Here is a 26,038-nt window from a genome sequence, read left to right as displayed (position 1 = left end):
GTGGGGCTGCGGGACGTGCGGGGCGGATGGGACAAGCAGACCCCGGCGGCCTGGTTCTTCGACAACTCGGTCCTCGGTGACGTGGTCGTCGTGAGCCCAGCCCGTCCGGGGACCGGGGACCGGGGGCCAGGGTGGAGCCCCGGTTACGGGCAGGGGCGGGGCGGGGCGGGGCGGGGGACGAGCCCGCCGCAGGCGCCCAGCCCGTACCCGCACCCCGCGTACGCAAAAGGGCCGGGCCCCGGGGAAGAATCCCCGGGGCCCGGCCCTCAGCCTGCCGACGGCTACGCGCTCAGCGCGCGCACGGCCGTCAGTTGTCGTCCTCGTCGATGAGGAATCCGCGCATCGGCGACGGAGCCTGCTGCATCGGCTGCGGCGCCTGCGGCCGCACCGGCGCCATCGGCTGAGTCATCGCCGGCGACATCTGCTGCTGGCCGCCGTACGACGGACCGCTGGAGGACGGGCCACCGTGGCCACCCATCGACTGGTTGCCCCCCATGCCGTGTCCCATGCCGCCCGAACCGGCCGACGCCATCGAACCGCTCATCTGCGGAGCCGGCGGCAGCGAAGCGGTCGCCGGGGTCCGCGGCGGAGCCAGCGAGTCGTCGGCCTGGGTCTCCAGCTGACGCAGCTGGCTCTCCAGGTAGGACTTCAGCCTGGTCCGGTACTCGCGCTCGAAGCCGCGCAGGTCCTCGACCTTGCGCTCCAGCGTGGCGCGGGCGGACTCCAGCGAGCCCATCGCCACGCGGTGCTTCTCCTGCGCGTCCCGCTCCAGCGCGTCGGCCTTCGCACGGGCGTCCCGCTCCAGACCCTCGGCACGGCTGCGCGCCTCGCCGACGATCTTGTTGGCCTCGGAACGGGCCTCCGCGATCGCCTGGTCGGCGGTCTGCTGCGCCAGCGAGAGCACACGCGCGGCACTGTCGCCGCCGGGGCCCTGACCGGGCTGCGGGAGCTGCGGACCGTGACCGCCCATGGGACCGCCCATCGGGCCGCCCATCGGGTTCTGGCCCATGGGGTTCTGCCCCATCTGGCCCTGGCCCATGGGGTTCTGCCCCATCTGGCCCTGGCCCATCTGGCCCTGGCCCATCTGGCCCTGACCCATGGGACCCTGCCCCATCGGGCCGGGACCGTGCTGGCCCTGCGGGCCCGGACCGTGCTGGCCCTGGCCGTGCTGGCCCTGCCCCATCTGGCCCTGCCCCATCTGGCCCTGGCCGTGCTGGCCCTGCTGTCCGTGACCACTGGGGCCGGCGGGCAGCTGCGGAGCGCCACCCGGCAGCTGGGGCGGACCCATCTGCGGCGGCTGCTGCTGGACCGGCGGACCGGATATGGCGGCGGGCACGGGCGCGCCGGGACGATCCTGCTGCTCCGGCGGCTTGCGCATACCCTGCTGCTGCTGGTTCTGCGCGGCGGCACGCGTCGCGGCGGCCAGCTTCGCGCGCAGATCCTCGTTCTCGCGCAGCAGGCGCGTCAGTTCAGCTTCGACCTCGTCGAGGAAGGCATCGACCTCGTCCTCGTCATAGCCTTCTCGGAGGCGGACGGTCGTGAACTGCTTGTTCCGCACGTCCTCGGGGGTCAACGGCATCTCTTCTTCACCTCTACGTAGTCGTCGGCAGTCGGCAAGACCGTATCGCTCACATCCTGCTCGCAAAGCTGTTCACAATGCTGATCAGGATGTAGACGATGATCATCAGAACGAAGAAGGACAGGTCGAGTGCCACGCCCCCGAGACGCAGCGGCGGAATGAACCGCCGCAGAAGCTTGAGCGGTGGATCGGTGACAGTGTAGGTGGCCTCCAGAACGACCACCATCGCCTTGCCGGGTTCCCATGAGCGTGCGAACTGGAAGACGTAATCCATGACCAACCGGAAGATCAGCACGATGAGGAAACACATCAGCGCGATGTAGATCACGTCCAGTGCGATACCCATCTCGCGCTTCCCTCTCCCCGTACTCTCGTGGCTCCGGCCTGCCGGCCGGGGTTGTTCCCGGTGCCTTGTCTCAGCTCTGGTTGAAGAAACCGCCCTCTGCGATACGGGCCTTGTCCTCCGCCGTGACATCGACGTTAGCAGGCGACAACAGGAACACCTTCTGCGTCACTCGTTCAATGCTGCCATGCAGACCGAAGACCAGTCCCGCCGCAAAGTCGACAAGTCGCTTCGCGTCCGTGTCGTCCATCTCGGTCAGGTTCATGATCACCGGAGTGCCCTCGCGGAAGTGTTCCCCGATGGTACGGGCCTCGTTGTAGGTCCGCGGGTGCAGCGTGGTGATGCGGTAGGGCTCCCGCTCGGACACGACCTTGGGCATGATCACCGGTGCGTTCTTCTCCAGGTTCGGACGTTCAGGTGTGATGGATGCCACGGGGGCGATACGTGCGGGTCGTCCGATTTCCGCGGGAAGCGGAGTGGAGTGGGGCACCGGCTCACGCTGGGCGGGCGGCTGCACCACACGTACGGGCTCTTCGTGCCGCTCCTGATGCGGGGGCTGGTGGCGACGGTGCTCCCGCTCCGGCTCCGGCTCGGGCTCGAAATCGTCATCGGGATCGAAACCCCGGCCGTCGTACCCATCGTCCTCCACGAGGCCGAGGTAGACCGCCATCTTGCGCATCGCGCCGGCCATTCTCTGAGTCCTCCGCTCTGTGGTGGATCGGCATCATTACCAAGTGCCCGCGATCCACTCGGCCTCCCACCCATCAGTGGGAATGACCATATTTTCTGCTGTGGTCCGACCTGCTTCGCGACGTTACCCGAGCCCGGGTCGGACTCCGAGCACCGCAGTACCGACGCGTACATGTGTCGCTCCGGCGGCCACCGCGTGCTCAAGGTCCGCACTCATCCCTGCCGACACCATGTTCGCAGCAGGATGGGCCACGCGCAGGCTGGATGAGAATTCCATCAGCCGCTCGAATGCCTCCCGTTGGCGCCCCGCGTACGGCCCGGCGAGCGGCGCGACAGTCATCAGCCCCCCGAGTCTGAGGCCCGGCACGCCGGCCACCTTCGCGGCCAACTCCTCGATGCCGTCGGGCGCGACGCCGCCGCGCTCCCCCCGCTCGCCCGACTCCGCGTCCAGGGCGACCTGAATGAGGCAGTCCAGTTCGCGCCCGGCGCGTACCGCTCCGGCCGAGAGCGCCGTGACGAGCTTCGCCCGGTCGACGGACTGCACCACATCGGCATAACTGGCCACAGAACGGGCCTTGTTTGTCTGAAGTTGCCCGACAAAATGCCAGTTGAGCGACAGATCCGCGCACGCGGCCGCCTTGGGCGCCGCGTCCTGGTCCTTGTTCTCCGCGACATGGCGTACGCCGAGTTCGGCGAGCAGGCGCACATCACTGGCCGGGTACGTCTTGGTGACCACGATCAGGGTCACCTCTTCGCGCTCCCGCCCCGCGCCCGCGCAGGCGGCGGCGATACGCGCCTCCACCTGCGCCAGGTTCGCGGCGAGTTGTTCCTTGCGGTCCGTCATGCCCATCCGTCCAGCCAGACATATCCGGCGAGCCGCCCCGTGGTGCGGTCCCGGCGGTAGGAGAAGTGGTCGCCCGACTCCAGCGTGCAGACCGGCGACTGCCACCGGTCGCGTACGCCGAGCGCTTCGAGCTGGGCGTGCACTCCGGCGCTCACGTCGACGGCCGCTGTTCCCCAGCTGGTCCGCGACCACGCCTCGGGCACGGCCCGTGCGACCTCGGCCCGCATCTCCTCCGGAACTTCGTAGCAGCGCCCGCAGACGGCGGGCCCCGTACGCGCGGTGATACGGGACGGATCGGCGCCCAGCACGATCATCGCCTCGACCGCGGCCGGGACGACCCCCGCGACCAGGCCGGGGCGTCCGGCGTGAGCGGCGGCCGCGACACCGGCGACGGGGTCGGCCAGCAGAACGGGCGTGCAGTCCGCGGTGAGTACCGCGAGGGCGAGACCGCGACGGGCGGTCACGATCGCGTCGACCGCGGGGACGGTCCGGTCCTTCTCGGCACTCGCGGCGCCCCACGGCCCCTCGACCACGGCCACGTCGCGGCCGTGCACCTGGTTCATCCAGACGACCAGGTCCGGGTCGAGGTCGAGCGCCTTGGCCGCGATCTCCCGGTTGCCGCGCACGGCGGCGGGGTCGTCACCGACCGCGCCGCCGAGATTGAGCTGGTCGTACGGAACGGCGCTCACGCCGCCCCACCTGTCGGTGAAGGCGAAGTGCGCGCCGTTCTCGTGTATGGCGTCGGGCTGCACAGTCACTTCAAGAAGTCCGGGACATCCAGCTCTTCCGCCTGGCTGTCCTGGTACGGACGGGCCGGCGGTACGTGCGCCGGCGTGCTCGGGAGCTCGGCCGCCGGGGCGGCCTCGGCCTGGGGCTGCGCCGGAGCCGGCTCGTCGCGCTCGCGCGGCGGAACGGTGCCGATGCCGCCGACGGGCCGCGAGGGCTCGGCGGGCCGGGACGGCGCGGACTCCTCGCGCTTGGAGCCCGATCCGGTGCCGACGCCGAGGACGTTCTCGCGGCGGGCCGGCGGCTGTCCGCCGTCGAAGCCCGCGGCGATGACGGTGACCCGTACCTCGTCGCCCAGCGCGTCGTCGATGACCGCGCCGAAGATGATGTTGGCCTCGGGGTGGGCGGCCTCGCTCACCAGCTGCGCGGCCTCGTTGATCTCGAAGAGACCGAGGTCGCTGCCGCCGGAGATGGAGAGCAGCACACCGCGGGCGCCGTCGATGGACGCCTCCAGGAGCGGCGAGGAGATCGCCATCTCGGCTGCCGCCACCGCGCGGTCGTCGCCGCGCGCCGAACCGATGCCCATCAGCGCCGAACCGGCCTCGGACATGACCGACTTGACGTCGGCGAAGTCGAGGTTGATCAGGCCGGGGGTGGTGATGAGGTCGGTGATGCCCTGGACGCCGGAGAGCAGTACCTGGTCGGCGGACTTGAACGCGTCGAGCACGCTGACCTGGCGGTCCGAGATGGACAGCAGTCGGTCGTTGGGGATGACGATGAGGGTGTCGACCTCTTCGCGGAGTTCGGCGATGCCGTCCTCCGCCTGGTTCGCGCGACGCCGGCCCTCGAAGGTGAACGGGCGGGTGACCACACCGATCGTGAGGGCGCCGAGCGAGCGCGCGATGTTGGCGACGACAGGCGCGCCACCGGTTCCGGTGCCACCGCCTTCGCCGGCGGTGACGAAGACCATGTCGGCCCCCTTGAGGACCTCCTCGATCTCCTCACGGTGGTCCTCTGCCGCCTTGCGGCCGACTGCCGGGTTGGCTCCGGCGCCGAGGCCGCGGGTCAGTTCACGTCCGACGTCGAGCTTGACGTCGGCGTCGCTCATCAACAGGGCTTGCGCATCGGTGTTGATCGCGATGAACTCGACGCCCTTGAGACCGACCTCGATCATCCGGTTGATGGCATTGACACCACCGCCGCCGACACCGATGACCTTGATGACTGCGAGGTAGTTCTGCGGTGCTGCCACGTCGAAGGCCTCTCGCCTCGAGTTACGTGCCGCCGCGGAGTTGCAGCGCCGCGACGACTGATGCCGATTGGGACGGTCCGAACGCCGACCCGAACCCTAACCTTGAAGTTTAGGGTTACCAGTGTGTCTGTTCCTTGGACTCTCCGAACAGGACACTAAGTCGACACGTGGCGCACGTTCAACGAACACGCCGAACCTCCCGTTTTTCTTTTCACCCTATGTGATCACCCATATCGCTGGCCAACCAGGGTGCTGGCCAGGGCGTATGGCCGTCAACTGCCCGACGCGGCCGGGGCCGTGGGCGCACTCACATTGAAACGCCCGGCCCCCGGCACTGCTTTCATGAGGGCCTTCAGTGTGCGCGCCTTCGCCCCGCCCTGCCCGGCGCTGCCCCAGACGACCGTACGGTCCCCGTTCAGCTCCAGGGTGATGGAGTCGTACGAGGCGGCCTGGACGGTCAGCGTGTCGCGGGCGACGGACCGCGGCAGGTCCCCCATGACCCGCACCGCCTCGCTCAGCAGCCGGTCCGCGCCGAAGCGGCGCAGGCTCGGGGACCGACCGGACGCCAGTTCCAGCAGCGGCACACCTTCGGGCGCCTCGGCGACCGTGGCGAATCGCACACTCTCGTCGTCCACTTCGACGAACTCTGCGCCCTTTTCGATGAGCAGCACCGGCTTTCGCTCGGTCACTTTCAGATCAATTCCGTGCGGCCATGAACGAATGACTTCTACCGAGTCAATACGGGGCAATTTCTGACGCAACCGGTCCTCGATGGCGTCCGTGTCGACAGAGATCAGTGGCGCTCCGACCGGGACGGCCGCCGCCGCGAGTACCTCATCAGGCGTCAGAACCTGTGTGCCCGACGGCTTCACCTGCTCCACGCGCAGCCAGGAAGAGCCGTAGAGCAACCAGGTCCCGCCCGCAGTGAGCACCACCGCCAGGCCGAGCAGCAGGAGCAGCCCGCCCCGGCCGGGCAGCCGGAGCGGGCCGCCCGACGGGCCGCCGCGCGGCGGGCGGGCCGCCGACGACCCCTGCGCCTGTCGTGCACCGCGCTGGGCGGTCGTCGGTCCGGCCACTCCCTGTCGCCTCCTGGACTCCTGCGTCGGTGGGCCGTTCAGCCGGCCCTGCGTGCGGCGATCGCCTCGTACACCATGCCGACGAGCAGGTCGTCGGCGTCCCGGCGGCCGAACTCGGCGGCGGCGCGGGACATCTCGAACAGCCGGTGCGGGTCCGCGAGGACCGGGAGCACCTGGCTCTGCACCCACTCGGGCGTCAGCTGCGCGTCGTCGACCAGCAGGCCGCCGCCGGCGTTGACCACCGGCTGGGCGTTGAGCCGCTGCTCGCCGTTGCCGATGGGCAGCGGGACGTAGGCGGCCGGCAGCCCGACGGCGGAGAGTTCGGCGACGGTCATCGCGCCCGCGCGGCAGAGCATCATGTCGGCCGCGGCGTACGCGAGGTCCATCCGGTCCACGTACGGTACCGGGATGTAGGGCGGCATGCCGGGCATGTTGTCCACGCGCGGCACTTCGTTCTTCGGACCGACCGCGTGCAGGATCTGGATGCCGGAGCGCTGGAGCGCCGGCGCAACCTGCTGGATCACCTCGTTGAGGCGCCGGGCGCCCTGCGAGCCGCCGGAGACCAGCAGCGTCGGCAGGTTCGGGTCGAGGCCGAAGGCGGCGCGCGCCTCCGGTCGGACCCGGGCCCGGTCGAGGGTGGCGATGGTGCGGCGCAGCGGGATGCCGATGTAGCGGGCGCCGCGCAGCTTGCTGTCGGGGGTGGAGACGGCCACGGCGTGCGCGTAGCGCGAGCCGATCTTGTTGGCCAGCCCCGGCCTCGCGTTGGCCTCGTGGACGATGATCGGTACGCCCAGGCGCTTGGCCGCGAGGTAGCCGGGCAGGGCGACGTAACCGCCGAAGCCGACGACGCAGTCCGCCTTCGTACGCTCCAGGATCTGCTCGGCGGCCTTGATGGTGCCGCGCAGCCGCCCGGGGACGGTGATCAGCTCCGGGGTGGGTTTACGGGGCAGCGGGACCGCGGGGATCAGCCCGAGTTCGTAGCCGCGCTCGGGTACGAGCCTGGTCTCGAGTCCGCGCTCCGTGCCGAGGGCTGTGATGCCCACGGAAGGGTCCTGCCTCCGCAGTGCGTCCGCGAGGGCGAGCGCGGGCTCGATGTGGCCGGCGGTCCCCCCACCGGCGAGTACGACATGCACCGAAATTCACCGCTCTCCGGACGGACGCTTCTTGACGCGCCGTCTCATCGTCTTCCATCTCACCCCGGCCCCTTTGCCAAGGACGGTCCTTCGCATGGCGAGGGCGGCCTTCGCGGCGGGATCCTCTCGCGCGAAGGCGATCAGCAACCCTACGGCGAACATGGTCGGCAGCAGGGAGGAGCCCCCGTACGAGAACAGCGGGAGCGGGACACCGGCGATCGGCAGCAGGCCGAGCACCGCACCAATGTTGACCACGGCCTGGGCCGTGATCCAGGTGGTCACACCTCCCGCGGCGTACCTCACGAAGGGGTCCTCCGTGCGTCCGGCCACGCGGATACCCGCATAGCCTAGAGCCGCGAAGAGGGCGAGTACCGACAGCGTCCCCGCCAGACCCAGTTCCTCACCGGTGACGGCGAAGATGAAGTCGGTGTGCGGCTCCGGGAGTTGGCCCCATTTCTCCACACTTGCACCCAGCCCGGAACCGAACCATCCGCCCGAGGCCAGAGCATAGATTCCGTGCACCGCCTGCCAGCATTCACCCTTGGGGCCGAGGTCGGTCGCGCCGGTGCAGGCGAGCCGCGACATCCGGTTGGCGTTGTTGCTGATGAGGATGAACCCGACGAAGGCGGCGAAGGCGAGCACGCCGGCGAAGAGCCGGGTGGGCGCTCCCGCGAGCCAGAGCAGGCCGAAGAGGATCGCGGTGAGGAGGATCGCCGTACCCATGTCGCCGCCGAGCATGATCAGGCCGAGCAGCAGGAAGGCGACGGGCACGAGCGGCACCAGCATGTGCTTCCACTGGTTCAGCAGCCGCCTCTCCTGCTTGCGGGCGAGCAGGTCGGCCCCCCACAGGACGAGGGCCAGTTTCCCGAACTCGCTGGGCTGGAGCATGAACGGGCCGCCGAGTGAGATCCAGTTCTGGTTGCCGCCGATCGAGACTCCTATCCCGGGGATCTGGACCAGCACCATCAGGAAGACGGTCAGGGCCAGCAGGGGGTAGGAGAGCGCGCGGTGCAGTTTGGCGGGCATCCGGGACGCGACGAGCAGGAGAGCCGTTCCGATGACCGCGGCGAGGAACTGCTTGCGGAAGAAGTACGAGGCGGGCAGCGACAGTTCCAGCGCCTTGATCATCGACGCGGAGTAGACCATCACGAGGCCGAGCACGGTGATCAGCAGGGCGCTGCCCAGGATGAGGTAGTACGCCGTGAGGGGCCGGTCCCAGGTGCGGCGCGCCCGCTCGTACAGGCGCCGCAGACCGCTCCCGCGGGGCGGCCCGGACCGGAGGGTGACGCGGCGGCGTACGGCGGCCGGACGGCGGGCCGTCCGTTTCCCCGCCTTGCCCGGCGTGCGCGCCGCCGTGGTGCCCGCGCGCCCGCGCAGGGCGGTGCGGCCGCGCGGAGCGCTGTCGTCGGCCAACATCTCGGTGTCCCCTCCACTCGTGAGCTGCGCCGGCCGGTCCGTGGCGCGGGGACCGGCCCGCTAGTCGCGCTCCGGAGCCAACTCGCGTACGGCGTCGGCGAATGCCTCGCCACGCTTGTTGTAGTTGGTGAACATGTCCATGGAGGCGCAGGCCGGGGCCATCAGGACCGTGTCCCCGGGCCGCGCGAGCCGCGCCGCTTCGCGGACCGCCGCCGACATCGCCCCAGTGTCGGTCCGGTCGAGGTCGACCACCGGCACCTCGGGCGCGTGTCGCGCGAGGGCTTCGCGGATCAGCGCGCGGTCGGCGCCGATGAGGACGGCGCCGCGCAGCCGCTTCGCCGACTTCTCGACGAGTTCGTCGAAGGTGGCGCCCTTGGCGAGGCCGCCCGCGATCCACACGATGGGGTCGTACGCCGCGAGGGATGCCTCGGCGGCGTGGGTGTTGGTGGCCTTGGAGTCGTCGACGTACGCGACACCGGCGACGTCCGCGACGTGCTCGATGCGGTGGGCGTCGGGGCGGAAGGCGCGCAGACCGTCGCGTACGGCGGCGGGTTCGACGCCGTAGGCGCGGGCCAGGGCCGCGGCCGCGAGGGCGTTGGCGATGTTGTGCGGGGCGGGCGGATCGACGTCGGAGACGTCCGCGAGCTCCTGGGCGTTCTTCTGGCGGTTCGCGACGAAGGCGCGGTCGACCAGGATTCCGTCGACGACACCGAGCTGGGAGGGCGCGGGCGCACCGAGGGTGAAGCCGATCGCGCGGCAGCCCTCCTCGACGTCGGCCTCGCGGACCAGGGCCTCGGTCGCGGGGTCCTGGACGTTGTAGACGCAGGCGACCTGGTTGCCCTCGTAGATCCGGCCCTTGTCGGCGGCGTACGCCTCCATGGAGCCGTGCCAGTCGAGGTGGTCGGGGGCGAGGTTCAGCACGGCCGCGGAGTGGGCGCGCAGCGAGGGCGCCCAGTGCAGCTGGTAGCTGGAGAGCTCGACGGCCAGGACGTCGTACTGCTCGTCGCCGAGGACGGCGTCGAGCAGGGATACGCCGATGTTGCCGACGGCGGCGGTACGCAGGCCGGCGGCCTCCAGGATGGAGGCCAGCATACGTACGGTCGTGGTCTTGCCGTTGGTGCCGGTGACCGCGAGCCAGGGAGCTGGTTCTCCGCGGCCGTGCCCCCGCAGGCGCCAGGCCAGTTCGACGTCGCCCCAGATCTCCACGCCCGCCTCCGCGGCGGCCAGGAAGAGCGGCTTGTCGGGCTTCCAGCCGGGCGCGGTGACGATCAGCTCGGTGCCCTCGGGGAGGGTCGCGCCGTCGCCGAGGCGCACGGTGACGCCGAGTGCTTCCAGTTCGGCGGCCTGGGCGCGGGAGCGGTCGTCGTCGCCGTCGTTGACGACGGTGACCTGGGCCCCGAGGCCCCGCAGCACGCGTGCTGCGGGGATCCCGGAGACGCCGAGACCCGCGACGGTCACCCGCTTGCCGGTCCAGGTCGTGTCGGTCACTTGTCGGCCGCCCAGCCCGCGTAGAAGAGTCCGAGGCCGATGATCACGCACATGCCCTGGATGATCCAGAAGCGGACCACCACGAGGACTTCGGACCAGCCCTTGAGCTCGAAGTGGTGCTGGAGCGGCGCCATCTTGAAGACGCGCTTGCCGGTCATCTTGAACGAGCCGACCTGGATGACGACGGACATCGTGATCAGGACGAACAGACCGCCGAGGAGCGCCATCAGGAACTCGGTGCGCGAGCAGATCGCCAGACCCGCGAGCGCGCCGCCGAGGGCGAGCGAACCGGTGTCGCCCATGAAGATCTTGGCAGGCGAGGTGTTCCACCACAGGAAGCCGAAGCAGGCGCCCATCAGGGCGGCGGCGACGACCGCGAGGTCGAGTGGATCCCGTACTTCGAAGCAGGCTTCCGGGTTGGTCAGGCTCGGCGCGTCCGCGCACGACTCCTGGAACTGCCACAGACCGATGAAGGTGTACGCGCCGAAGACCATCACGGAGGCGCCGGTGGCGAGTCCGTCGAGGCCGTCGGTGAGGTTCACACCGTTCGACATCGCCAGGATCATGAACAGCGCCCAGACCACGAACAGCACCGGGCCGATCGACCAGCCGAAGTCCTGGACGAACGAGAGCTTGGTGGAGGCCGGGGCGTTGCCGCGCACGTCCTTGAACTGCAGGGCCAGCACGGCGAACGCGATGCCGACGATCAGCTGGCCGGCCATCTTGGCCTTGGCCCGCAGCCCCAGTGAGCGCTGCTTGACGATCTTGATGTAGTCGTCGAGGAAGCCGACCAGGCCCATGCCCGCCATGAGGAACAGCACCAGCAGACCGGAGGCGCTCGGCTTCTCGCCGGTGATCACCTTCGCCAGGGCGTACGCGATGAGCGTGGCCAGGATGAAGGCGATGCCGCCCATGGTGGGGGTGCCGCGCTTGCCGTGGTGGCCGCGCGGGCCGTCGTCCCGGATGAACTGCCCGTATCCCTTGCGGGCCAGCAGTTTGATGAGCAGCGGGGTACCGATCAGGGTCAGGAAGAGCCCGATGACTCCCGCGAAGAGGATCTGCCTCATCGGCCGGTGACCTCGCCCTCGGTACGGTGGTCGAGGAGCGCCTGGGCGACCCGCTCGAGACCGACCGACCTGGAAGCCTTCACCAGCACGACGTCTCCCGGACGCAGTTCACTGCGCAACAGGTCGACCGCCGCCTGCGCGTCGGACACGTGCACCGACTCCTCACCCCACGAACCCTCGTTGTAAGCGCCCAGCTGCAGCCAGGACGCTTCCCTGCCCCCGACTGCCACGAGCTTGCTGACGTTGAGCCGGACGGCGAGCCGTCCGACCGCGTCGTGCTCGGCGAGCGAATCGTCACCGAGCTCGGCCATCCGGCCGAGCACCGCCCACGTACGACGCCCCTGGCCCATGGCCGCGAGCGCGCGCAGGGCGGCTCGCATGGATTCGGGGTTCGCGTTGTAGGCGTCGTTGACGACTGTCACGCCGTCAGGACGCTCGGTGACCTCCATGCGCCAGCGGGACAGCGTGCCCGCCTCGGAGAGCGCGGTGGCGATCTCGTCCACGGACATGCCCAGCTCATGGGCGACGGCGGCCGCGGCGAGCGCGTTCGACACGTGGTGCTCACCGTACAGCCGCATGGTCACGTCACTGCACCCGGTGGGTGTGCGAAGGCTGAAGGCGGGCCGGCCATTCTCCGTGAGCCGGACATTCTCGGCGCGTACGTCCGCGTCCGCGGCCTCGCCGAAGAGCACCACCCGGGCCTTCGTGCGGGACGTCATGGCCCGTACGAGCTGATCGTCGGCGTTGAGGACGGCCACGCCGCCCTCCTCCGCCGGCGGCAGCGCCTCGACCATCTCGCCCTTGGCCTCGGCGATCTGCTCACGTCCGCCGAACTCGCCGATGTGGGCGGTCCCGACGTTGAGCACGAGGCCGATGCGCGGCGGAGTCAGGCCGGTGAGGTACCGGATGTGGCCGATGCCGCGCGCGCCCATTTCGAGGACCAGGTGTTCGGTCTCCTCGGTGGCGCGCAGCGCGGTGAGCGGCAGGCCGATCTCGTTGTTGAGGGAGCCGGGCGTCCAGACCGTGGGGGCCTTGCGCTCCAGCAGCTGGGCGATCAGGTCCTTGGTGGAGGTCTTGCCGGCCGAGCCGGTGAGCGCGACGACCTTCGTGCCGAGCCGTCCGACGACGGCGCGTGCCAGGGCGCCCAGCGCCTCGGTGACGTCGTCCACGACGATGGCGGGTGCGCCGACGGGGCGGGTCGCCAGTACGGCTGCCGCGCCCGCGGCGACGGCGCGCCCGGCGAAGTCGTGGCCGTCGACGTGCTCGCCCGCGAAGGCGGCGAAGAGGCTGCCGGGCCGGACCTCGCGGGAGTCGATGACGACGGGGCCGGTCACCGGCAGGGCGCTGTCCGGTATGTCGTGCGACTGCCCGCCGACGATCTCGGCGATCTCGGCGAGGGAGAGCGCGATCACCGGGTCACCTCGCTGTCGTGGGCCGGTGCGGCGCCCAGGATCGCGGTGCGGAGCACCTGGCGGTCGTCGAAGGGGCGTACCACTCCGGCGATGTCCTGGCCCTGCTCGTGGCCCTTGCCTGCGACGAGCACGGTGTCGCCGGGCTTGGCGCGGGCGACCGCCGCGGCGATGGCCGAGGCCCGGTCGGCGTCGACCAGGACGTCGCCGCGCTCGTGCGCGGGCACCTCGGCGGCGCCGGCGAGCATCGCGGCGAGGATCGCGAGGGGGTCCTCGGAGCGCGGGTTGTCTGAGGTCAGTACGGCGGTGTCGGCGAGGCGGGCGGCGGCGGCGCCCATCGAGGGCCGCTTCTGCTTGTCGCGGTCGCCGCCGCAGCCGAGCACGATGTGCAGTTCGCCCTCGGTGACCTTGCGCAGCGCGCGCAGGACCGATTCGACGGCGTCCGTCTTGTGGGCGTAGTCGACGACGGCGAGGTACGGCTGGCCCTCGTCCACGCGCTCCAGGCGGCCCGGGACGCCGGGGACGGCGGCGATGCCGTCGGCGGCGGTCTGCGGGTCCACGCCGGCCACCGCGAGCGTGACGATCGCGGCGAGCGTGTTGGCGACGTTGAAGGGGCCCGCCAGCGGGGCTTTCGCGGCGATGCGCTCGCCCTGGGGGCCGACCGCCGTGAACGTACTGGTGAACGGGCCGACCTCGACGCCCTCGGCGCTCCAGTCGGCGTCCGGGTGGCCCTCGGCGGAGAAGGAGGTGACCGGGACGCCGGACTCGGTGATGAGCCTGCGGCCGTACTCGTCGTCGAAGTTGACGACGCCCACCCTGCTGCGCTCCGGGGTGAAGAGACGTGCCTTCGCCTGGAAGTAGTCCTCCATGTCGGAGTGGAATTCCATGTGCTCGGGGCTCAGGTTGTTGAAGACCGCGACGTCGAAGACGCAGCCGTCGACCCGGCCGAGCACCAGCGCATGGCTGGAGACCTCCATGGCGACCGCCTCGACGCCGCGTTCGCGCATGACGGCGAACAGGGCCTGGAGGTCGGTGGCCTCGGGGGTGGTCCGCTCGGACTTGATGCGCTCGTCGCCGATGCGCATCTCGACCGTGCCGATGAGGCCGGTCAGCCTCCCGGCCGCCCGCAGGCCGCCCTCGACGAGGTACGCCGTGGTGGTCTTGCCGGACGTGCCGGTGATGCCGAGCTGGAGCAGGGCGTCGCCGGGGTGGCCGTAGATCTCGGTGGCGAGCTCGCCCATCCGGCTGCGCGGATCGTCGACGACCAGGGCCGGCAGGCCGGCCTCGGCCGCGCGTGCGGCGCCCGTCGGGTCGGTGAGGATCGCGGCCGCGCCGAGTCCCGCCGCCTGTGTGGCGAAGTCGGCGCCGTGCAGGCGCGCCCCTGGGAGGGCGGCGTACAGGTCGCCCGGCCTCACCGCGCGGGAGTCGTGCGTGATACCGGTGACCTCGACCGCGCTCTCGACGGCTCGGGGCTCGATACCCAGCCGTTCGGCCAGCTCCCCGAGGGGTGTCGGGCGGACCTGGGCCGGCCGGGGCGCTCCGGGGTACGTCACCGGGGCGTCCTTCTGGGTGGTTTGGGACTGATCAGCGTGTGGCACGGCGGTGAGCGTACCGGGCCTACCCGGCCCCTCGCGAAACGAGGGGTGCCGGTGCGGAGCGGGGTCTTCTTGGTTCCCGGGGTACGGGGTGATCGTTGTCACTGGTGGTCCTGAGTCACTCGCCGGGCGTGAAGGACACCGGCAGCCGGGCGGGCTTGCTGCCGGTCGGTGCGACCTGGAGGGTCTTGAGTGCGAACTCCATGACCTGCTTGTAGACGGGGCCGCAGATCTGGCCGCCGAAGTAGCTGCCTCTGGTGGGGTTCTGGATGGCGCAGTACACGGTGACCCGCGGCTTGTCGGCGGGTGCGAAGCCGGCGAAGGACGCGGTGTAGCCCTTGTAGCGCCCGGTGGCCGGATCCACCCGGTTGGAGGTGCCGGTCTTGCCGCCGACGCGGTAGCCGGGGATGCGGGCCTTGGTCCCCGTACCCTCCTCGTCGTCGACGACCGACTCCAACATGGTGGCCAGGGTCTTGGCGGTCTTCCCGCTCACCACCCGGCTCTTCCCGGGCTCGGGGGCGGGCGTGAAGCGGCCGTCGGGGCCCTTGGTGCCGCGGATCAGCGTTGGCTGGATCCGTACGCCGCCGTTGGCGATCGTCGAGTAGACGGAGGCCGCCTGCATGGCGTTGAGCGAGAGGCCCTGGCCGAACGGGATCGTGTACTGCTGCGAGGTGCTCCAGTCCTCGGGGGCCGCGAGGATGCCCGCGGTCTCGCCGGGGTACTGGAGCCCGCTGGGGCGGCCGAGGCCGAACTTGCGCAGGTAGGAGTGGAGGACCTGGTTGGCCTGCGCCCGGGTCTTGCCCAGCTGTTCGGTCGCCAGGATCGTGCCGATGTTGCTGGACTTGGCGAGCACGCCGTTGAGCGTCAGGTACCAGGTGGGGTGGTCGATGTCGTCCTTGAAGAGCCGGTCGCCGCGGTGCAGCCGGTTGGGAACGACGACATGCGTGCCGGGCGCCGCGGCGTTCTCCTCCAGCACCGCGGCCATGGACATGACCTTGGCCGTGGAGCCCGGTTCGTACGCGTCCTGGAGGGCGGCGTTGCCCATGGCGGCCGCGTCGGCCTGCGAGAGGTCGTTGGGGTCGAAGCCGGGGGCGTTGGCCATGGCGAGGACCTCGCCGGTGCGGGTGTCCTGGACTATCACGTAGCCGCGGTCCGCCCCGGACTTCTCCACCTGCTCGGCGATGGCGTCCTGGGCCGCCCACTGGATGTCGCGGTCGATGGTCAGCTCGACGTCGGAGCCGGGGACGGCGGGGACCTCGCGGGCACCGACGGTGGGGACCCTGCGACCGCCGGACTGGGCGTACTTGATCTCGCCGTCCCTGCCCGCGAGCTCCTCGTCCAGCTGGGTCTCCAGGCCGCCCGCGCCCTTGCCCTCGGCGTTGACGTAACCGAGTATCCCGGCGGCGAGATCGCCGTTGGGGTAGACGCGCTTGCTGCTGGCCTCCTGGAAGACGCCGGCGAGCACGTCGACGCCCTTGCCGCCCTTGGCCTTGTCCGCGCCGGCCTTCTTGGCGAAGACGCTCTTGAGGTCCTTGATCTGGTTCCAGATCTGCGGGGTCTGGCGGCGGGCCAGGACGGCGTACCTGCTCTTGGGCGTCCTGAGCTTCTTCGCCAGTTCGGCCGCGTCCTTGCGCAGGATGGGCGCGAGGATCTCCGCGGCCCGCTCGGGCGTGTCCGGGGCCTTGGTGAACGCGGCGGTGAACATCGACGGGTCGGCCGTGATGTCGTGCGCGTCGACGCTGGTGGCCAGCGCGATGCCGCTGCGGTCGGTGATCTTGCCGCGCTCGGCGGCCAGGGTGGAGCTGAAGTACCGGTTCTTCTCGGCCTTGGCGGCGTACGCGCTCGCGTCCACGGCCTGGACCTGGAGCAGCCGTACGACGAAGGCCAGCATGACCAGGGTCAGTCCGACGCCGACCAGCCTCAGCCGGGGCCTGGGGCTGCCGAGCTGCAGCGGGCGGGCGGCCCTGGGCGCGGGACGCGGCCGTCCCACCGGGGGGCGCGTCCTGGGCCGCGCTGCGGGCTGCGGGCGCCCGGGGCCGGGCACGCGACGGCGCGGTGGTTCCTGGGGGGGCACTGCGTCACCTGCCGGGGGTCGTGGTCGGCTTCGCGGACGGGCTCACGGGACGGGAACGGAAGCGGGAGGAACGGCGGCCGGAGGAACCGCGACCGGAGGTGGCGCGGGCGGTGCCGGGGCCGGTGGCGCCAGGGTCGATGGTGCCGGGGCCTGCGGTGCCGGGGCCTGCGGTGCCGGGGCCTGCGGTTCCGGGGCCTGCGGTTCCGGGGCCTGCGGGGAGAGGGCCGCCAGAGGCGGGCCGGGATCGTGCAGGCTCAACGGCACGGGGCCGGCGGCGGCTTCGGCGGTCGCTCTGGAGGGTACGCCCCGGACCGTACCGTCGGGACCGAGGAAGGCGGGGCTGCCGCCGGGCACCATGCCGAGTTCGCGGGCCCTGCGCTCCAGCGCGCCGGGCGCGGACCGGTCGTCCACGTCCTGCTGGAGCGCCTGCTCCTCGTCGGTCAGTTCGGTGGTCCGCTTCTTGAGCTCGCTCAGCTCGAACGAGCCCTCGTTGAGCGAGGAATTCAGCAGCAGGAGGGTGATGAGGCCGCCGCCGAGCAACAGCACGACCAGCAGCACGAAGGGGGTCCTGGCCGCCTGGGCCGGCCCCGAGGGCATCAGCCGCGACAACCGCGCGGCCCGCCCCTTCAGCTGCTTGGCCGGCGCGGTCACAGCACGTCCTCCCGGATGCGCTGCGCCCCGCGCAACCGGGCCGGGGCGGCACGGCGGTTCTCGGCGATCTCTTCGTCCGTCGGCAGTTCCGCGCCGCGCGTCAGCAGCTTCAGCCTCGGCTGGTACTGCTCCGGCACGACGGGCAGACCGGGGGGCGCGGTGTTGGCGGCGCCGGCCGCGAAGACCTGCTTGACCAGGCGGTCTTCGAGCGAGTGGTACGAAAGGACCGCGATCCGGCCGTCCACGGCGAGCGACTTCACCGCCGCCGGGACGGCCCGCTCCAGCACGCTGAGCTCACCGTTGACCTCGATGCGCAGCGCCTGGAAGGTGCGCTTGGCGGGATTGCCGCCGGTGCGCTTGGCGGCCTGCGGCAGTGCGTCGCGGATCAGGTCGACGAGCCGGGCGCTGTCGCTGAACGGCTCCTTCTCGCGCTCGCGCACGATCGCCGAGACAATCCGCTTGGCCTGCTTCTCCTCGCCGTACTGGCGCAGGATCCGCACCAGCTCGCCCGGCGGGTAGGTGTTGAGGACCTCGGCCGCGCTGACGCCCGTCGTCTGGTCCATGCGCATGTCGAGCGGGGCGTCCTGGGCGTAAGCGAAACCGCGCTCCCGCTCGTCGAGCTGCATCGACGAGACACCGAGGTCGAAGAGGACGCCCTGGACGCGCGGGACGGAGAGGCGGTCCAGGACCTCGGGCAACTCGTCGTAGACGGCGTGCACCAGGGTGGCCCGGTCGCCGAACGGGGCGAGCCGTTCGCCGGAGAGCCGCAGCGCCTCCTTGTCCCGGTCGAGCGCGACGAGCCGGGCCGAGGGGAAGGCGGTGAGCAGGGCCTCGCTGTGCCCGCCGAGGCCGAGGGTGCAGTCGACGACCACCGCTCCCGGCTCGCCGAGGGCCGGGGCCAACAGGTCCAGGCATCGCTGGAGCATCACCGGGACGTGTCGGGTCTGGCTCATGCGCCCTCTCAGGTACCGGCGCGGTCGTGTACGTACGGCCTGGTCCCCACCCGCTCGGAAGGGGAAACGGCCTGCCGCCGCCGGGGAAGGGGCGTCGGCCGACCGGCGAGCGGGAGGAGGCCGGGCCGTACGTACGCCGCGCACGCGGGAGAAAATCGGAATGTGCGGTATGTGTCGGTAAAGCAGTAAGGGCACATCACGCCACCCACTTCGCGTCACTTTAGTCCACCCGTCCTCCCGGTCAATCAACGGGCCAGCGCGCCGCACGGCCTCGTTTTCACCCGTACGGAGGATGCTCATTGACGCCGCAGAACGCTCTTGTGGGGTACCTCACAACCATCCTTGTTGACGTTCTTTGTCCCTTCTCACAGCGAGCCCGAACCGCGCATGCCCATTAACGTCTATCCCATGTCGACTTCTACGCACCTTCCCGTCGAGCCCGCCCCCGAGTCCGCCGCCGCGGCGCCCTCCGCAGCACGCGCCGGAGGTACGGTCACCGACCGCCTCGTCGAAGCGAACCGGCAGTACGCAGCGGACTTCCGCGACCCGGGGATGGACGCGCGGCCCGTGCTGCAGGTCGCCGTGGTCGCCTGCATGGACGCACGTCTGGACCTGCACGGCGCGCTCGGTCTCCAACTGGGCGACTGCCACACCATCCGCAACGCGGGCGGCGTGGTCACCGACGATGTCATCAGGTCCCTGACCATCAGCCAGCGCGCGCTCGGCACCCGCAGCGTCATACTCGTCCACCACACCAGCTGCGGCCTGGAGAGCCTCACCGAGGACTTCCGGCACGAGCTGGAGGCCGAGGTGGGGCAGCGTCCCTCGTGGGCCGTGGAGTCCTTCCGGGACGTCGACCAGGACGTACGCCAGTCGATGCAGCGCGTGCGGACCTCGCCGTTCCTGCCGCACACCGACGACGTGCGCGGCTTCGTCTTCGAGGTGTCCACCGGCCTGCTGCGAGAGATCGACCCGGTGAAGTAGCGCGGCCTAGCGAACGAAAACACGGCAACCCCCGACATACCGCCCCCAGTTATCCACAGGCGAGTGACACGAAGCGGTAACGGCAACGACAATGCGGGTGTGACATCGCGCCGGAACCGTCCGCGCGTGATGTCCGTGTTTCGGGTCGGGCCGTTCCGTCGTCGTGGCGCCGGCCCGTAATGGGGTGTCCCCTGCTCATCAAGAGCTCGGGGAAGGGGCCGAGGAGGGCCGGGTGACGACCTATGACGATCGAGCGAGCCTCACAGATCTGACCACCACAGCGGAGCGCATCCGCAGGTCGGTGGAGGGTGTGATCGAGGGCAAGCCGGAGGTCGTACGGCTTTCTCTGACCGTGCTCCTCGCCGAGGGGCACCTGCTCATCGAAGACGTGCCGGGCGTGGGCAAGACGATGCTCGCCAAGGCGCTCGCCAGATCCGTCGACTGCTCGGTACGGCGCATTCAGTTCACGCCGGACCTGCTGCCTTCGGACATCACCGGTGTGAGCATCTACGACCAGCAGCGGCGCGACTTCGAATTCAAACCGGGCGCGATCTTCGCCCAGATCGTGATCGGCGACGAGATCAACCGCGCCTCGCCGAAGACCCAGTCCGCGCTGCTGGAGTCGATGGAGGAGCGCCAGGTCACCATCGACGGGCAGACCTACGAGCTGCCCACGCCCTTCATGGTGGTCGCCACGCAGAACCCGGTGGAGATGGAGGGCACGTACCCGCTGCCCGAGGCCCAGCGCGACCGCTTCATGGCGCGGGTCTCCATCGGTTACCCGAGCGCCGAGGCCGAGCTCCAGATGCTGGACGTGCACGGCGCGGCCTCGCCGCTCGACGACCTCCAGCCCGTCGCGCACGCCCACGAGATCCTGAAGCTGATCGACACGGTCCGCACGGTCCATGTGGCCGACGCGGTGCGGCGGTACGCCGTGGAGCTGGTCGCGGCCACTCGCAGCCACCCCGACCTGCGGCTCGGCGCCTCGCCCCGCGCCACCCTGCACCTGCTGCGCGCCGCCAAGGCGTCCGCCGCGCTGAGCGGACGCGACTACGCGCTGCCCGACGACGTACAGGCGCTCGCGGTGGCGGTGCTCGCGCACCGGCTGCTGCCGACGGCCCAGGCCCAGCTGAACCGGCGTACCTCCGAGCAGGTCGTACTGGAGATCCTCCAGCGCACCGCCGTGCCGACGGCCGCGGCGCCCGAGGGTGGCTACGCCACGGGGCGGGCGACGGCGACGCCGCCTTCCGGCGCTCCGCTGTACGGCCACCAGCAGCCCGGCGTACGGCGACTGTGATGACGGCCGGGGGGTCGGCAGTACCCGCGGCGGACGGGGCCGACGGCAGCGCCGACGAGAGCGAGAAGGGCGGCCTGCGGGCCGCGCTGTCGGGGCTGACCACGCGCGGCCGGTCGTTCCTGGCGGCGGGCGCGGCCGCCGCGGTGTGCGCGTACGTGCTGGGCCAGGCGGACCTGCTGCGGGTCGGGCTGCTGCTCGCCGTGCTGCCGCTGGTCTGCGTGGCCGTGCTGTACCGCACGCGCTACCGGGTCGCGGGCAGCAGGCGGCTGACGCCGTCGCGCGCGGCGACGGGCTCGGAGGCGCGCGTGCACCTGCGGCTGGACAACGTCTCCCGGCTGCCCACCGGTCTGCTGATGCTCCAGGACCGGGTGCCGTACGTCCTGGGACCGCGGCCGCGGTTCGTCCTCGACCGGGTGGAGGCGGGCGGCCGGCGCGAGGTGTCCTACCGGGTCCGCTCGGACCTGCGGGGGCGCTACCCGCTGGGCCCGCTCCAGCTGAGGCTGACGGACCCCTTCGGCATGTGCGAGCTGACCCGCTCGTTCAGCGCGTACGACACCCTGACCGTGATCCCGCGCGTCGAGGCGCTGCCCGCCGTGCGGCTGACCGGCGAGGCGCCGGGATACGGCGACGGGCGCAACCGTTCGCTCGCACTGGCCGGCGAGGACGATGTCATCCCGCGCGGCTACCGGCACGGCGACGACCTGCGCCGCGTGCACTGGCGCTCCACCGCGCGCTACGGCGAGCTGATGGTGCGCCGCGAGGAGCAGCCGCAGCGCGCCGGGTGCACGGTGCTGCTGGACACCCGGCGGGCCGCGTACCAGGGGGGCGGGCCGGACTCGGCCTTCGAGTGGGCGGTGTCGGGGGCGGCTTCCGCCCTGGTGCACATGCTCGAACGGGGCTATTCGGTAAGGCTGTTGACCGACACCGGGAATTCGGTGCCCGGTGAGGGGGCCGGCGGCTTCGCCGGGGCCACCCAGGAGACGGCCGACTCCGCCGGACTGATGATGGACACGCTCGCCGTCGTCGGGCACTCGGACGGCACGGGGCTCTCCGCGTCGTACGACGTGCTGCGCGGTGGGAACGAAGGTCTCCTGATCGCCTTCTTCGGTGACCTGGACGAGGACCAGGCGGCCGTGGCGGCGCGCATGCGCCCGCGCAACGGGGCCGCCGTCGCCTTCGTGCTGGACAGCGAGACCTGGGCGCGGGGGAAGGCCCCGGGCCAGGGCCGGGCGGCGGACCCCGCGAGCCTCATGGCACGCGTGCCGCCCGCAGCCGAGGAGCGGGGCAGGCCGCTGCGCGAGGCGGGGTGGACGGTGCTGACCGTGCCGCCCGGCATGCGCCTCGCCGACCTGTGGCGGATGGCGGAACGACAGCGCACCGGTAGGGGAGCCTCTCCCGTCGACGGCGCGGCAGGTGCGAGTGGGGGTCGGTCATGAGCGGTCGCGGACGGCTGGCGCTGTGCGCCACGGCGGCCACCCTGATGACGGCGGGCGCGCTGCTGCCGCTGATCGGCACAACGTCCTGGTTCCTGACGGCGGTCATCGCGGTGGTGGTCCAGGCGGGGGCGGGCGCGCTCGCCCGGCGGGTACCGCTGGCCCGGCCGCTGACCGTGGCCGTCCAGGCGTTCGTGGCGCTGGTGACGCTCACCGTGGTGTTCGCCATGGACTCGGCGATCGGCGGGGTGCTGCCGGGGCCCGAGGCGTTCCAGGAGTTCGCACGGCTGCTGACCACGGGCATCGAGGACGTCGGCCGGTACGCCATCCCGGCGCCCGCGACCGAGGGCATCAGGCTGATGCTGGTCGGCGGTGTCCTGCTGATCGCTCTGGCCGTGGACGCGCTGGCGGTGACGTTCCGCAGCGCGGCCCCGGCCGGGCTGCCGCTGCTGGCGCTCTACTCGGTGGCCGCCGGACTCTCGCCGGGCGGCGCGAGCTGGCTGTGGTTCGTGCTGGCGGCCTCCGGCTACCTGCTGCTCCTGCTGGCCGAGGGCCGGGACCGGCTCTCCCAGTGGGGCCGCGTCTTCGGCGATGCGCCGCGTACCGGAGGACGCACGGCAGCCGCCGGATTCGAGACGGCAAGCGGCTCCGCACCGGCGCCGGTCCGTACGGGCCGGCGCATCGGCGCGGTGGCGCTGGGCATCGCCCTGGCGGTCCCCGCCTCGCTGCCCGCCCTGGACGGCGGGCTGCTGGGCGGCGCGGGCGCCGGGGGCGGCGGCGGTTCCGGCGGCGGGACCATTTCGGCGGTCAACCCGCTGGTCTCGCTCCAGAACAGCCTGAACCAGCCCGAGGACCGCGAGGTGCTGCGGTACCGCACGAACACGCAGGACACCGAGGACCTCTATCTGCGGATCGTCGCGCTGGACCAGTTCGACGGATCCGCGTGGAAGTCGGCGGAGCGCAGGGTCGACGACGTACCGGACCGGCTGCCCCGCCCGCAGGGGCTCGGCACCGGCGTCCGTGCGACCGAGATCGACTCCACCATCTCGGCGGCCGGCTGGTACTCCCAGAGCTATCTGCCGCTCCCCTATCCGGCGACGCGGGTGGGCATCGACGGCCGCTGGCGTTACGAGCCGTCCGGACGCACTCTCGTGGGCGACCGGGGCCAGACCACCCGCGGCGTGCGCTACACGGTCAACAGCCTGACGGTGCGGCCGACGCGCGAGCAGCTGGCCGCGGCCACCACGCCGCCGACCGGTCTGCTGCGCGAATACACCAAGGTTCCCGAGGCGCTGCCCCAGGTGGTGGAGTCGACCGCGCTCGACGTGACGAAGGGCGCCTCGAACGACTACGAGCGGGCGGTCAGGCTCCAGGACTGGTTCGCCTCCGACGGCGGCTTCAGGTACGACACGCAGGTGCAGTCGGGCAGCGGTACGGCGGCGATCGCCCGTTTCCTCAGGGACAAGGAGGGCTTCTGCGTCCACTTCTCGTTCTCGATGGCCGCCATGGCCAGGACGCTCGGCATCCCGGCGCGGGTGGCGGTGGGCTTCACGCCCGGCACCGCGCAGTCCGACGGCACCATGTCGGTCGGTCTGCGGGACGCGCACGCCTGGCCGGAGCTGTACTTCGAGGGCGTGGGGTGGACGCGGTTCGAGCCGACGCCGTCCCGTGGCTCGGTGCCGGAGTACACCCGCCAGGACACCCCGTCCGGCTCCGCGTCCGACCCCGCGCAGGCGCGGCCGAGCACCTCGGCCGCACCGTCGGCGGCGCCCAGCGTCACCGACAGCTGCCCTCCGCAGATGCGGAAGCTGGGCGAGTGCGGCGGGGCCGCGCAGCAGGGCGGTGCGGGACCCACCGACACCGGGTTCCCGCTGGGCCCGCTGCTGCTGGTGGTGCTGGGCGTGGTGCTCGTGCCTCTGCTGCCTCTGCTGCCGTTGCTGTGGCGGAGCCGGGTGCGTACGCAGCGGCTGGGGTCCGGGGGACGCACGCCCGCGGACGTGGCCGCCCGTACGCTGTCCGGCTGGCGTGAGATCACCGATTCGGCGTGGGACTACGGCGTCGCGCCCGACGAGTCGCAGACGCCGCGCAAGGCCGCCGCGCGGATCGTGCGCCTCGGCGGGCTCGACGGCGCGTCGGCCGAGGCGGTGCACCGGGCGGCGGGCGCGGTGGAGCAGGTGCTCTACGCCCCGCGGCCAGCCGTCTCGGGCAACCTCACCGAGGAGGCCCGGCAGGTGCGGGCGGGTCTGCGGGCCGCGGCGGGGCGCGGGGCACATCTGCGGGCTGTTCTCGCACCGCGCTCGGCTGTCCGGGTGGTCTGGGCGGTGTCGGCGCGCTGGGCCGCCGTGAAGGACCGGTGGCGCGCGAGCCGCTGGACCGTGGAGCGGTGGGCGGGCGCCCTGCGGCGCCGTCCGTCCCGGCAGCGCGGCTGACGGGCCCGGGCCGTACCGGTACGGAACGAGTGAGGGGTGACCGCCCGGAGGCGGTCACCCCTCACTCGTACAGCAAGTGTCGGATGCGGTCGGTGAGGATCGGACGCGGTCGATACGCGCGCGGCCGGTGCTCAGCGACCTGTCTCAGTGGCCTTGGCCCTCTTCACGGCGGCGCTGCCACCGCTGCTCGATGCGGTCCATGACCGACCGTCGCGGCCGGGGCCGGCTGCGAGCGGCCGGGCCGGTGTCGGAAGCCGGTTGCTCACCCGGTTTCGGGGCCTTGCGCCAGCCGGTAACCGCGAGCACCGCGCAGCCGAGCATCACAAGGAAGCCCACCACGCTGACCCAGATCTGCTGTGCGACCATTCCGGCCATGAGGAGCGCGATACCCACCAGAAAGCCTGCGACTGCCTGGTAGACCCGTCGTCGGGTGTACGTACGCAGCCCGCTTCCCTCAAGCGCTGTCGCGAACTTGGGATCTTCGGCGTACAGCGCTCGCTCCATCTGCTCGAGCATTCGCTGCTCGTGCTCCGAGAGCGGCACGGGAGTCCTCCTACTCGTCGGTCGCGGGGGGCGACCGTTTGCGGCCCTTTCAGAATAGGCAGGGAATCGCCCCCGTGAAACCCGCCCTCTACGCCAATTCACAATCCGGGCCGCCACGCCGTTTCGATTGCCCGAGGAGTACATTCCCCATGGCCCGATCCGCCATGCGCACGGTGTCCTCCGATCATACGGGGCCAGGCGGCCGATCGGGGGGCCTGTGGCGGACTCCATGTGCCACTGCGTTGCTGATCAGCCGCTTTTCGCACCTCGCAGAACGGTTCCTCAGCCGTCGCCGGGCTCCTGCTTCAGTCCCAGGACGTGCAGCTGGCTCGCGACGGAGTGGAAGGCGGGCAGCTCGGCGGCCGCGGCCTCCAGCCTGAGCAGGGCGTCCAGGGCGCCGGGCTCGGTGTCCACCAGGGCGCCGGGTACGAGATCGGCGAAGACCCGTACGCCGTGGACGGCACCGACCTCGACACCGGCCGCGCCGACCAGTCCGGTGAGCTGCTCAGCGGTGAAGCGCCGCGGTACGGGATCGCCCTCGCCCCAGCGGCCCGCCGGGTCGGTGAGGGCCTGCCTGGCCTCGGTGAAGTGACCGGCCAGGGCCCGGGCCAGAACGGCGCCGCCGAGGCCGGCGGCGAGCAGGCTGAGGACGCCGGAGGGGCGGAGCGCGTCGACGGCGTTGCGCACGCCCTCGGCCGGGTCGTCGACGTATTCCAGGACGCCGTGGCACAGGACCACGTCGTGGCCGCCGCGGTCGACGACGTCGAAGAGACCGTGGATGTCGCCCTGCACGCCGCGCACGCGGTCGGCCACACCGGCCTCCGCGGCCCGGCGCTCCAGCGCGAACAGCGCGTTGGGGCTGGGGTCCACGACGGTGACGCGGTGGCCGAGGCGGGCGACGGGCACCGCGAAGTTGCCCGTGCCGCCGCCGGTGTCGAGAACGTCCAGGGCATCGCTCCCGGTCGCCTTGACCTTGTGGTCGAGAGCGTCCTTGAGGACCTCCCAGACCACGGCGGTACGGAGGGAGGCGCGGGGGCGCATCGGGTCCGACACGGC

22 protein-coding genes are annotated in these 26,038 nt (G+C 71.6%); 4 read left to right on the top strand and 18 right to left on the bottom strand.

All coding sequences use genetic code 11. The features are described from left to right. Positions 1-307 precede the first annotated feature (307 nt). The 16 genes from ACWDZ4_RS10625 to rsmH all read right to left on the bottom strand — a co-directional run bounded on the left by ACWDZ4_RS10625 (position 308) and on the right by rsmH (position 18,296). Positions 308-1,579: a DivIVA domain-containing protein gene (locus ACWDZ4_RS10625; RefSeq protein ID WP_451508033.1), complete on the bottom strand. Its 1,272-nt coding sequence runs from the start codon at positions 1,577-1,579 to the stop codon at positions 308-310. 49 nt (positions 1,580-1,628) lie between these two features. Further along, a complete protein-coding gene (locus ACWDZ4_RS10620; RefSeq protein WP_451508032.1) occupies positions 1,629-1,925 on the bottom strand; it encodes a YggT family protein in 297 nt (98 codons plus the stop codon). Between the two features lie 70 nt (positions 1,926-1,995). Further along, positions 1,996-2,613, bottom strand: coding sequence for a cell division protein SepF (locus tag ACWDZ4_RS10615; RefSeq protein WP_344498227.1), 618 nt, complete (start codon positions 2,611-2,613; stop codon positions 1,996-1,998). Between the two features lie 123 nt (positions 2,614-2,736). Continuing rightward, positions 2,737-3,456, bottom strand: coding sequence for a YggS family pyridoxal phosphate-dependent enzyme (locus tag ACWDZ4_RS10610; RefSeq protein WP_451508031.1), 720 nt, complete (start codon positions 3,454-3,456; stop codon positions 2,737-2,739). Next, on the bottom strand, positions 3,453-4,208 hold the full coding sequence (gene pgeF / locus ACWDZ4_RS10605; RefSeq protein WP_451508038.1) for a peptidoglycan editing factor PgeF: 756 nt from the start codon (positions 4,206-4,208) through the stop codon (positions 3,453-3,455). The genes ACWDZ4_RS10610 and pgeF overlap by 4 nt, the downstream gene beginning before the upstream one ends. A gap of 2 nt (positions 4,209-4,210) precedes the next feature. Continuing rightward, a complete protein-coding gene (gene ftsZ / locus ACWDZ4_RS10600; RefSeq protein WP_451508030.1) occupies positions 4,211-5,434 on the bottom strand; it encodes a cell division protein FtsZ in 1,224 nt (407 codons plus the stop codon). 272 nt (positions 5,435-5,706) lie between these two features. Next, positions 5,707-6,510 (bottom strand): cell division protein FtsQ/DivIB, encoded by an 804-nt coding sequence (locus tag ACWDZ4_RS10595; protein WP_451508029.1) that lies wholly within the window; start codon positions 6,508-6,510, stop codon positions 5,707-5,709. Between the two features lie 38 nt (positions 6,511-6,548). Next, positions 6,549-7,643 carry an undecaprenyldiphospho-muramoylpentapeptide beta-N-acetylglucosaminyltransferase gene (gene murG, locus ACWDZ4_RS10590; protein WP_451508028.1) on the bottom strand — a complete coding sequence of 365 codons (1,095 nt, stop codon included), beginning with the start codon at positions 7,641-7,643 and terminating at the stop codon, positions 6,549-6,551. A gap of 6 nt (positions 7,644-7,649) precedes the next feature. Further along, positions 7,650-9,059 carry a putative lipid II flippase FtsW gene (gene ftsW / locus ACWDZ4_RS10585; RefSeq protein WP_451508027.1) on the bottom strand — a complete coding sequence of 470 codons (1,410 nt, stop codon included), beginning with the start codon at positions 9,057-9,059 and terminating at the stop codon, positions 7,650-7,652. A gap of 60 nt (positions 9,060-9,119) precedes the next feature. Beyond that, positions 9,120-10,547 (bottom strand): UDP-N-acetylmuramoyl-L-alanine--D-glutamate ligase, encoded by a 1,428-nt coding sequence (murD, locus tag ACWDZ4_RS10580; RefSeq protein ID WP_451508026.1) that lies wholly within the window; start codon positions 10,545-10,547, stop codon positions 9,120-9,122. Next, a complete protein-coding gene (mraY, locus tag ACWDZ4_RS10575) occupies positions 10,544-11,614 on the bottom strand; it encodes a phospho-N-acetylmuramoyl-pentapeptide-transferase (RefSeq protein ID WP_344498243.1) in 1,071 nt (356 codons plus the stop codon). The genes murD and mraY overlap by 4 nt, the downstream gene beginning before the upstream one ends. After that, entirely contained in the window at positions 11,611-13,026 is a 1,416-nt protein-coding gene (locus ACWDZ4_RS10570) for a UDP-N-acetylmuramoyl-tripeptide--D-alanyl-D-alanine ligase (RefSeq protein ID WP_451508025.1), read from the bottom strand. The genes mraY and ACWDZ4_RS10570 overlap by 4 nt, the downstream gene beginning before the upstream one ends. Beyond that, the gene (locus ACWDZ4_RS10565) at positions 13,023-14,723 is read right to left on the bottom strand and encodes a UDP-N-acetylmuramoyl-L-alanyl-D-glutamate--2,6-diaminopimelate ligase (RefSeq protein ID WP_451508024.1); all 1,701 of its coding nucleotides are present in this window, start codon (positions 14,721-14,723) and stop codon (positions 13,023-13,025) included. Before ACWDZ4_RS10565 ends, ACWDZ4_RS10570 begins: the two co-directional genes overlap by 4 nt. A 13-nt stretch (positions 14,724-14,736) precedes the next feature. After that, positions 14,737-16,692 (bottom strand): peptidoglycan D,D-transpeptidase FtsI family protein, encoded by a 1,956-nt coding sequence (locus ACWDZ4_RS10560; RefSeq protein WP_451508023.1) that lies wholly within the window; start codon positions 16,690-16,692, stop codon positions 14,737-14,739. 42 nt (positions 16,693-16,734) lie between these two features. Continuing rightward, positions 16,735-17,343: an FtsB family cell division protein gene (locus tag ACWDZ4_RS10555; RefSeq protein WP_451508022.1), complete on the bottom strand. Its 609-nt coding sequence runs from the start codon at positions 17,341-17,343 to the stop codon at positions 16,735-16,737. Then, positions 17,340-18,296 carry a 16S rRNA (cytosine(1402)-N(4))-methyltransferase RsmH gene (rsmH, locus tag ACWDZ4_RS10550; RefSeq protein ID WP_451508021.1) on the bottom strand — a complete coding sequence of 319 codons (957 nt, stop codon included), beginning with the start codon at positions 18,294-18,296 and terminating at the stop codon, positions 17,340-17,342. The genes ACWDZ4_RS10555 and rsmH overlap by 4 nt, the downstream gene beginning before the upstream one ends. Positions 18,297-18,704: 408 nt before the next feature. Between rsmH and ACWDZ4_RS10545 the strand changes: the two genes are divergently transcribed. The 4 genes from ACWDZ4_RS10545 to ACWDZ4_RS10530 all read left to right on the top strand — a co-directional run bounded on the left by ACWDZ4_RS10545 (position 18,705) and on the right by ACWDZ4_RS10530 (position 24,439). Further along, positions 18,705-19,280, top strand: coding sequence for a beta-class carbonic anhydrase (locus tag ACWDZ4_RS10545; protein ID WP_451508020.1), 576 nt, complete (start codon positions 18,705-18,707; stop codon positions 19,278-19,280). A 232-nt stretch (positions 19,281-19,512) separates the two neighbouring features. After that, positions 19,513-20,577 (top strand): AAA family ATPase, encoded by a 1,065-nt coding sequence (locus ACWDZ4_RS10540; protein WP_451508019.1) that lies wholly within the window; start codon positions 19,513-19,515, stop codon positions 20,575-20,577. Beyond that, on the top strand, positions 20,577-22,013 hold the full coding sequence (locus tag ACWDZ4_RS10535; RefSeq protein ID WP_451508018.1) for a DUF58 domain-containing protein: 1,437 nt from the start codon (positions 20,577-20,579) through the stop codon (positions 22,011-22,013). Before ACWDZ4_RS10540 ends, ACWDZ4_RS10535 begins: the two co-directional genes overlap by 1 nt. Beyond that, positions 22,010-24,439, top strand: a complete 2,430-nt coding sequence (locus tag ACWDZ4_RS10530; protein ID WP_451508017.1) for a transglutaminase TgpA family protein — start codon at positions 22,010-22,012, stop codon at positions 24,437-24,439. The genes ACWDZ4_RS10535 and ACWDZ4_RS10530 overlap by 4 nt, the downstream gene beginning before the upstream one ends. Before the next feature lie 144 nt (positions 24,440-24,583). On the opposite strand, the gene ACWDZ4_RS10525 is transcribed toward ACWDZ4_RS10530, so the two are convergent. Beyond that, entirely contained in the window at positions 24,584-24,982 is a 399-nt protein-coding gene (locus ACWDZ4_RS10525; protein ID WP_451508016.1) for a DUF3040 domain-containing protein, read from the bottom strand. A gap of 282 nt (positions 24,983-25,264) precedes the next feature. Then, positions 25,265-26,035, bottom strand: coding sequence for a methyltransferase (locus ACWDZ4_RS10520; protein ID WP_451508015.1), 771 nt, complete (start codon positions 26,033-26,035; stop codon positions 25,265-25,267). Positions 26,036-26,038 lie beyond the last annotated feature (3 nt).

This window comes from Streptomyces sp. NPDC003016 (assembly GCF_053591455.1).
Note: the sequence above shows the minus strand (reverse complement) of the source record. Positions and strands in the feature narration are given on the sequence as shown.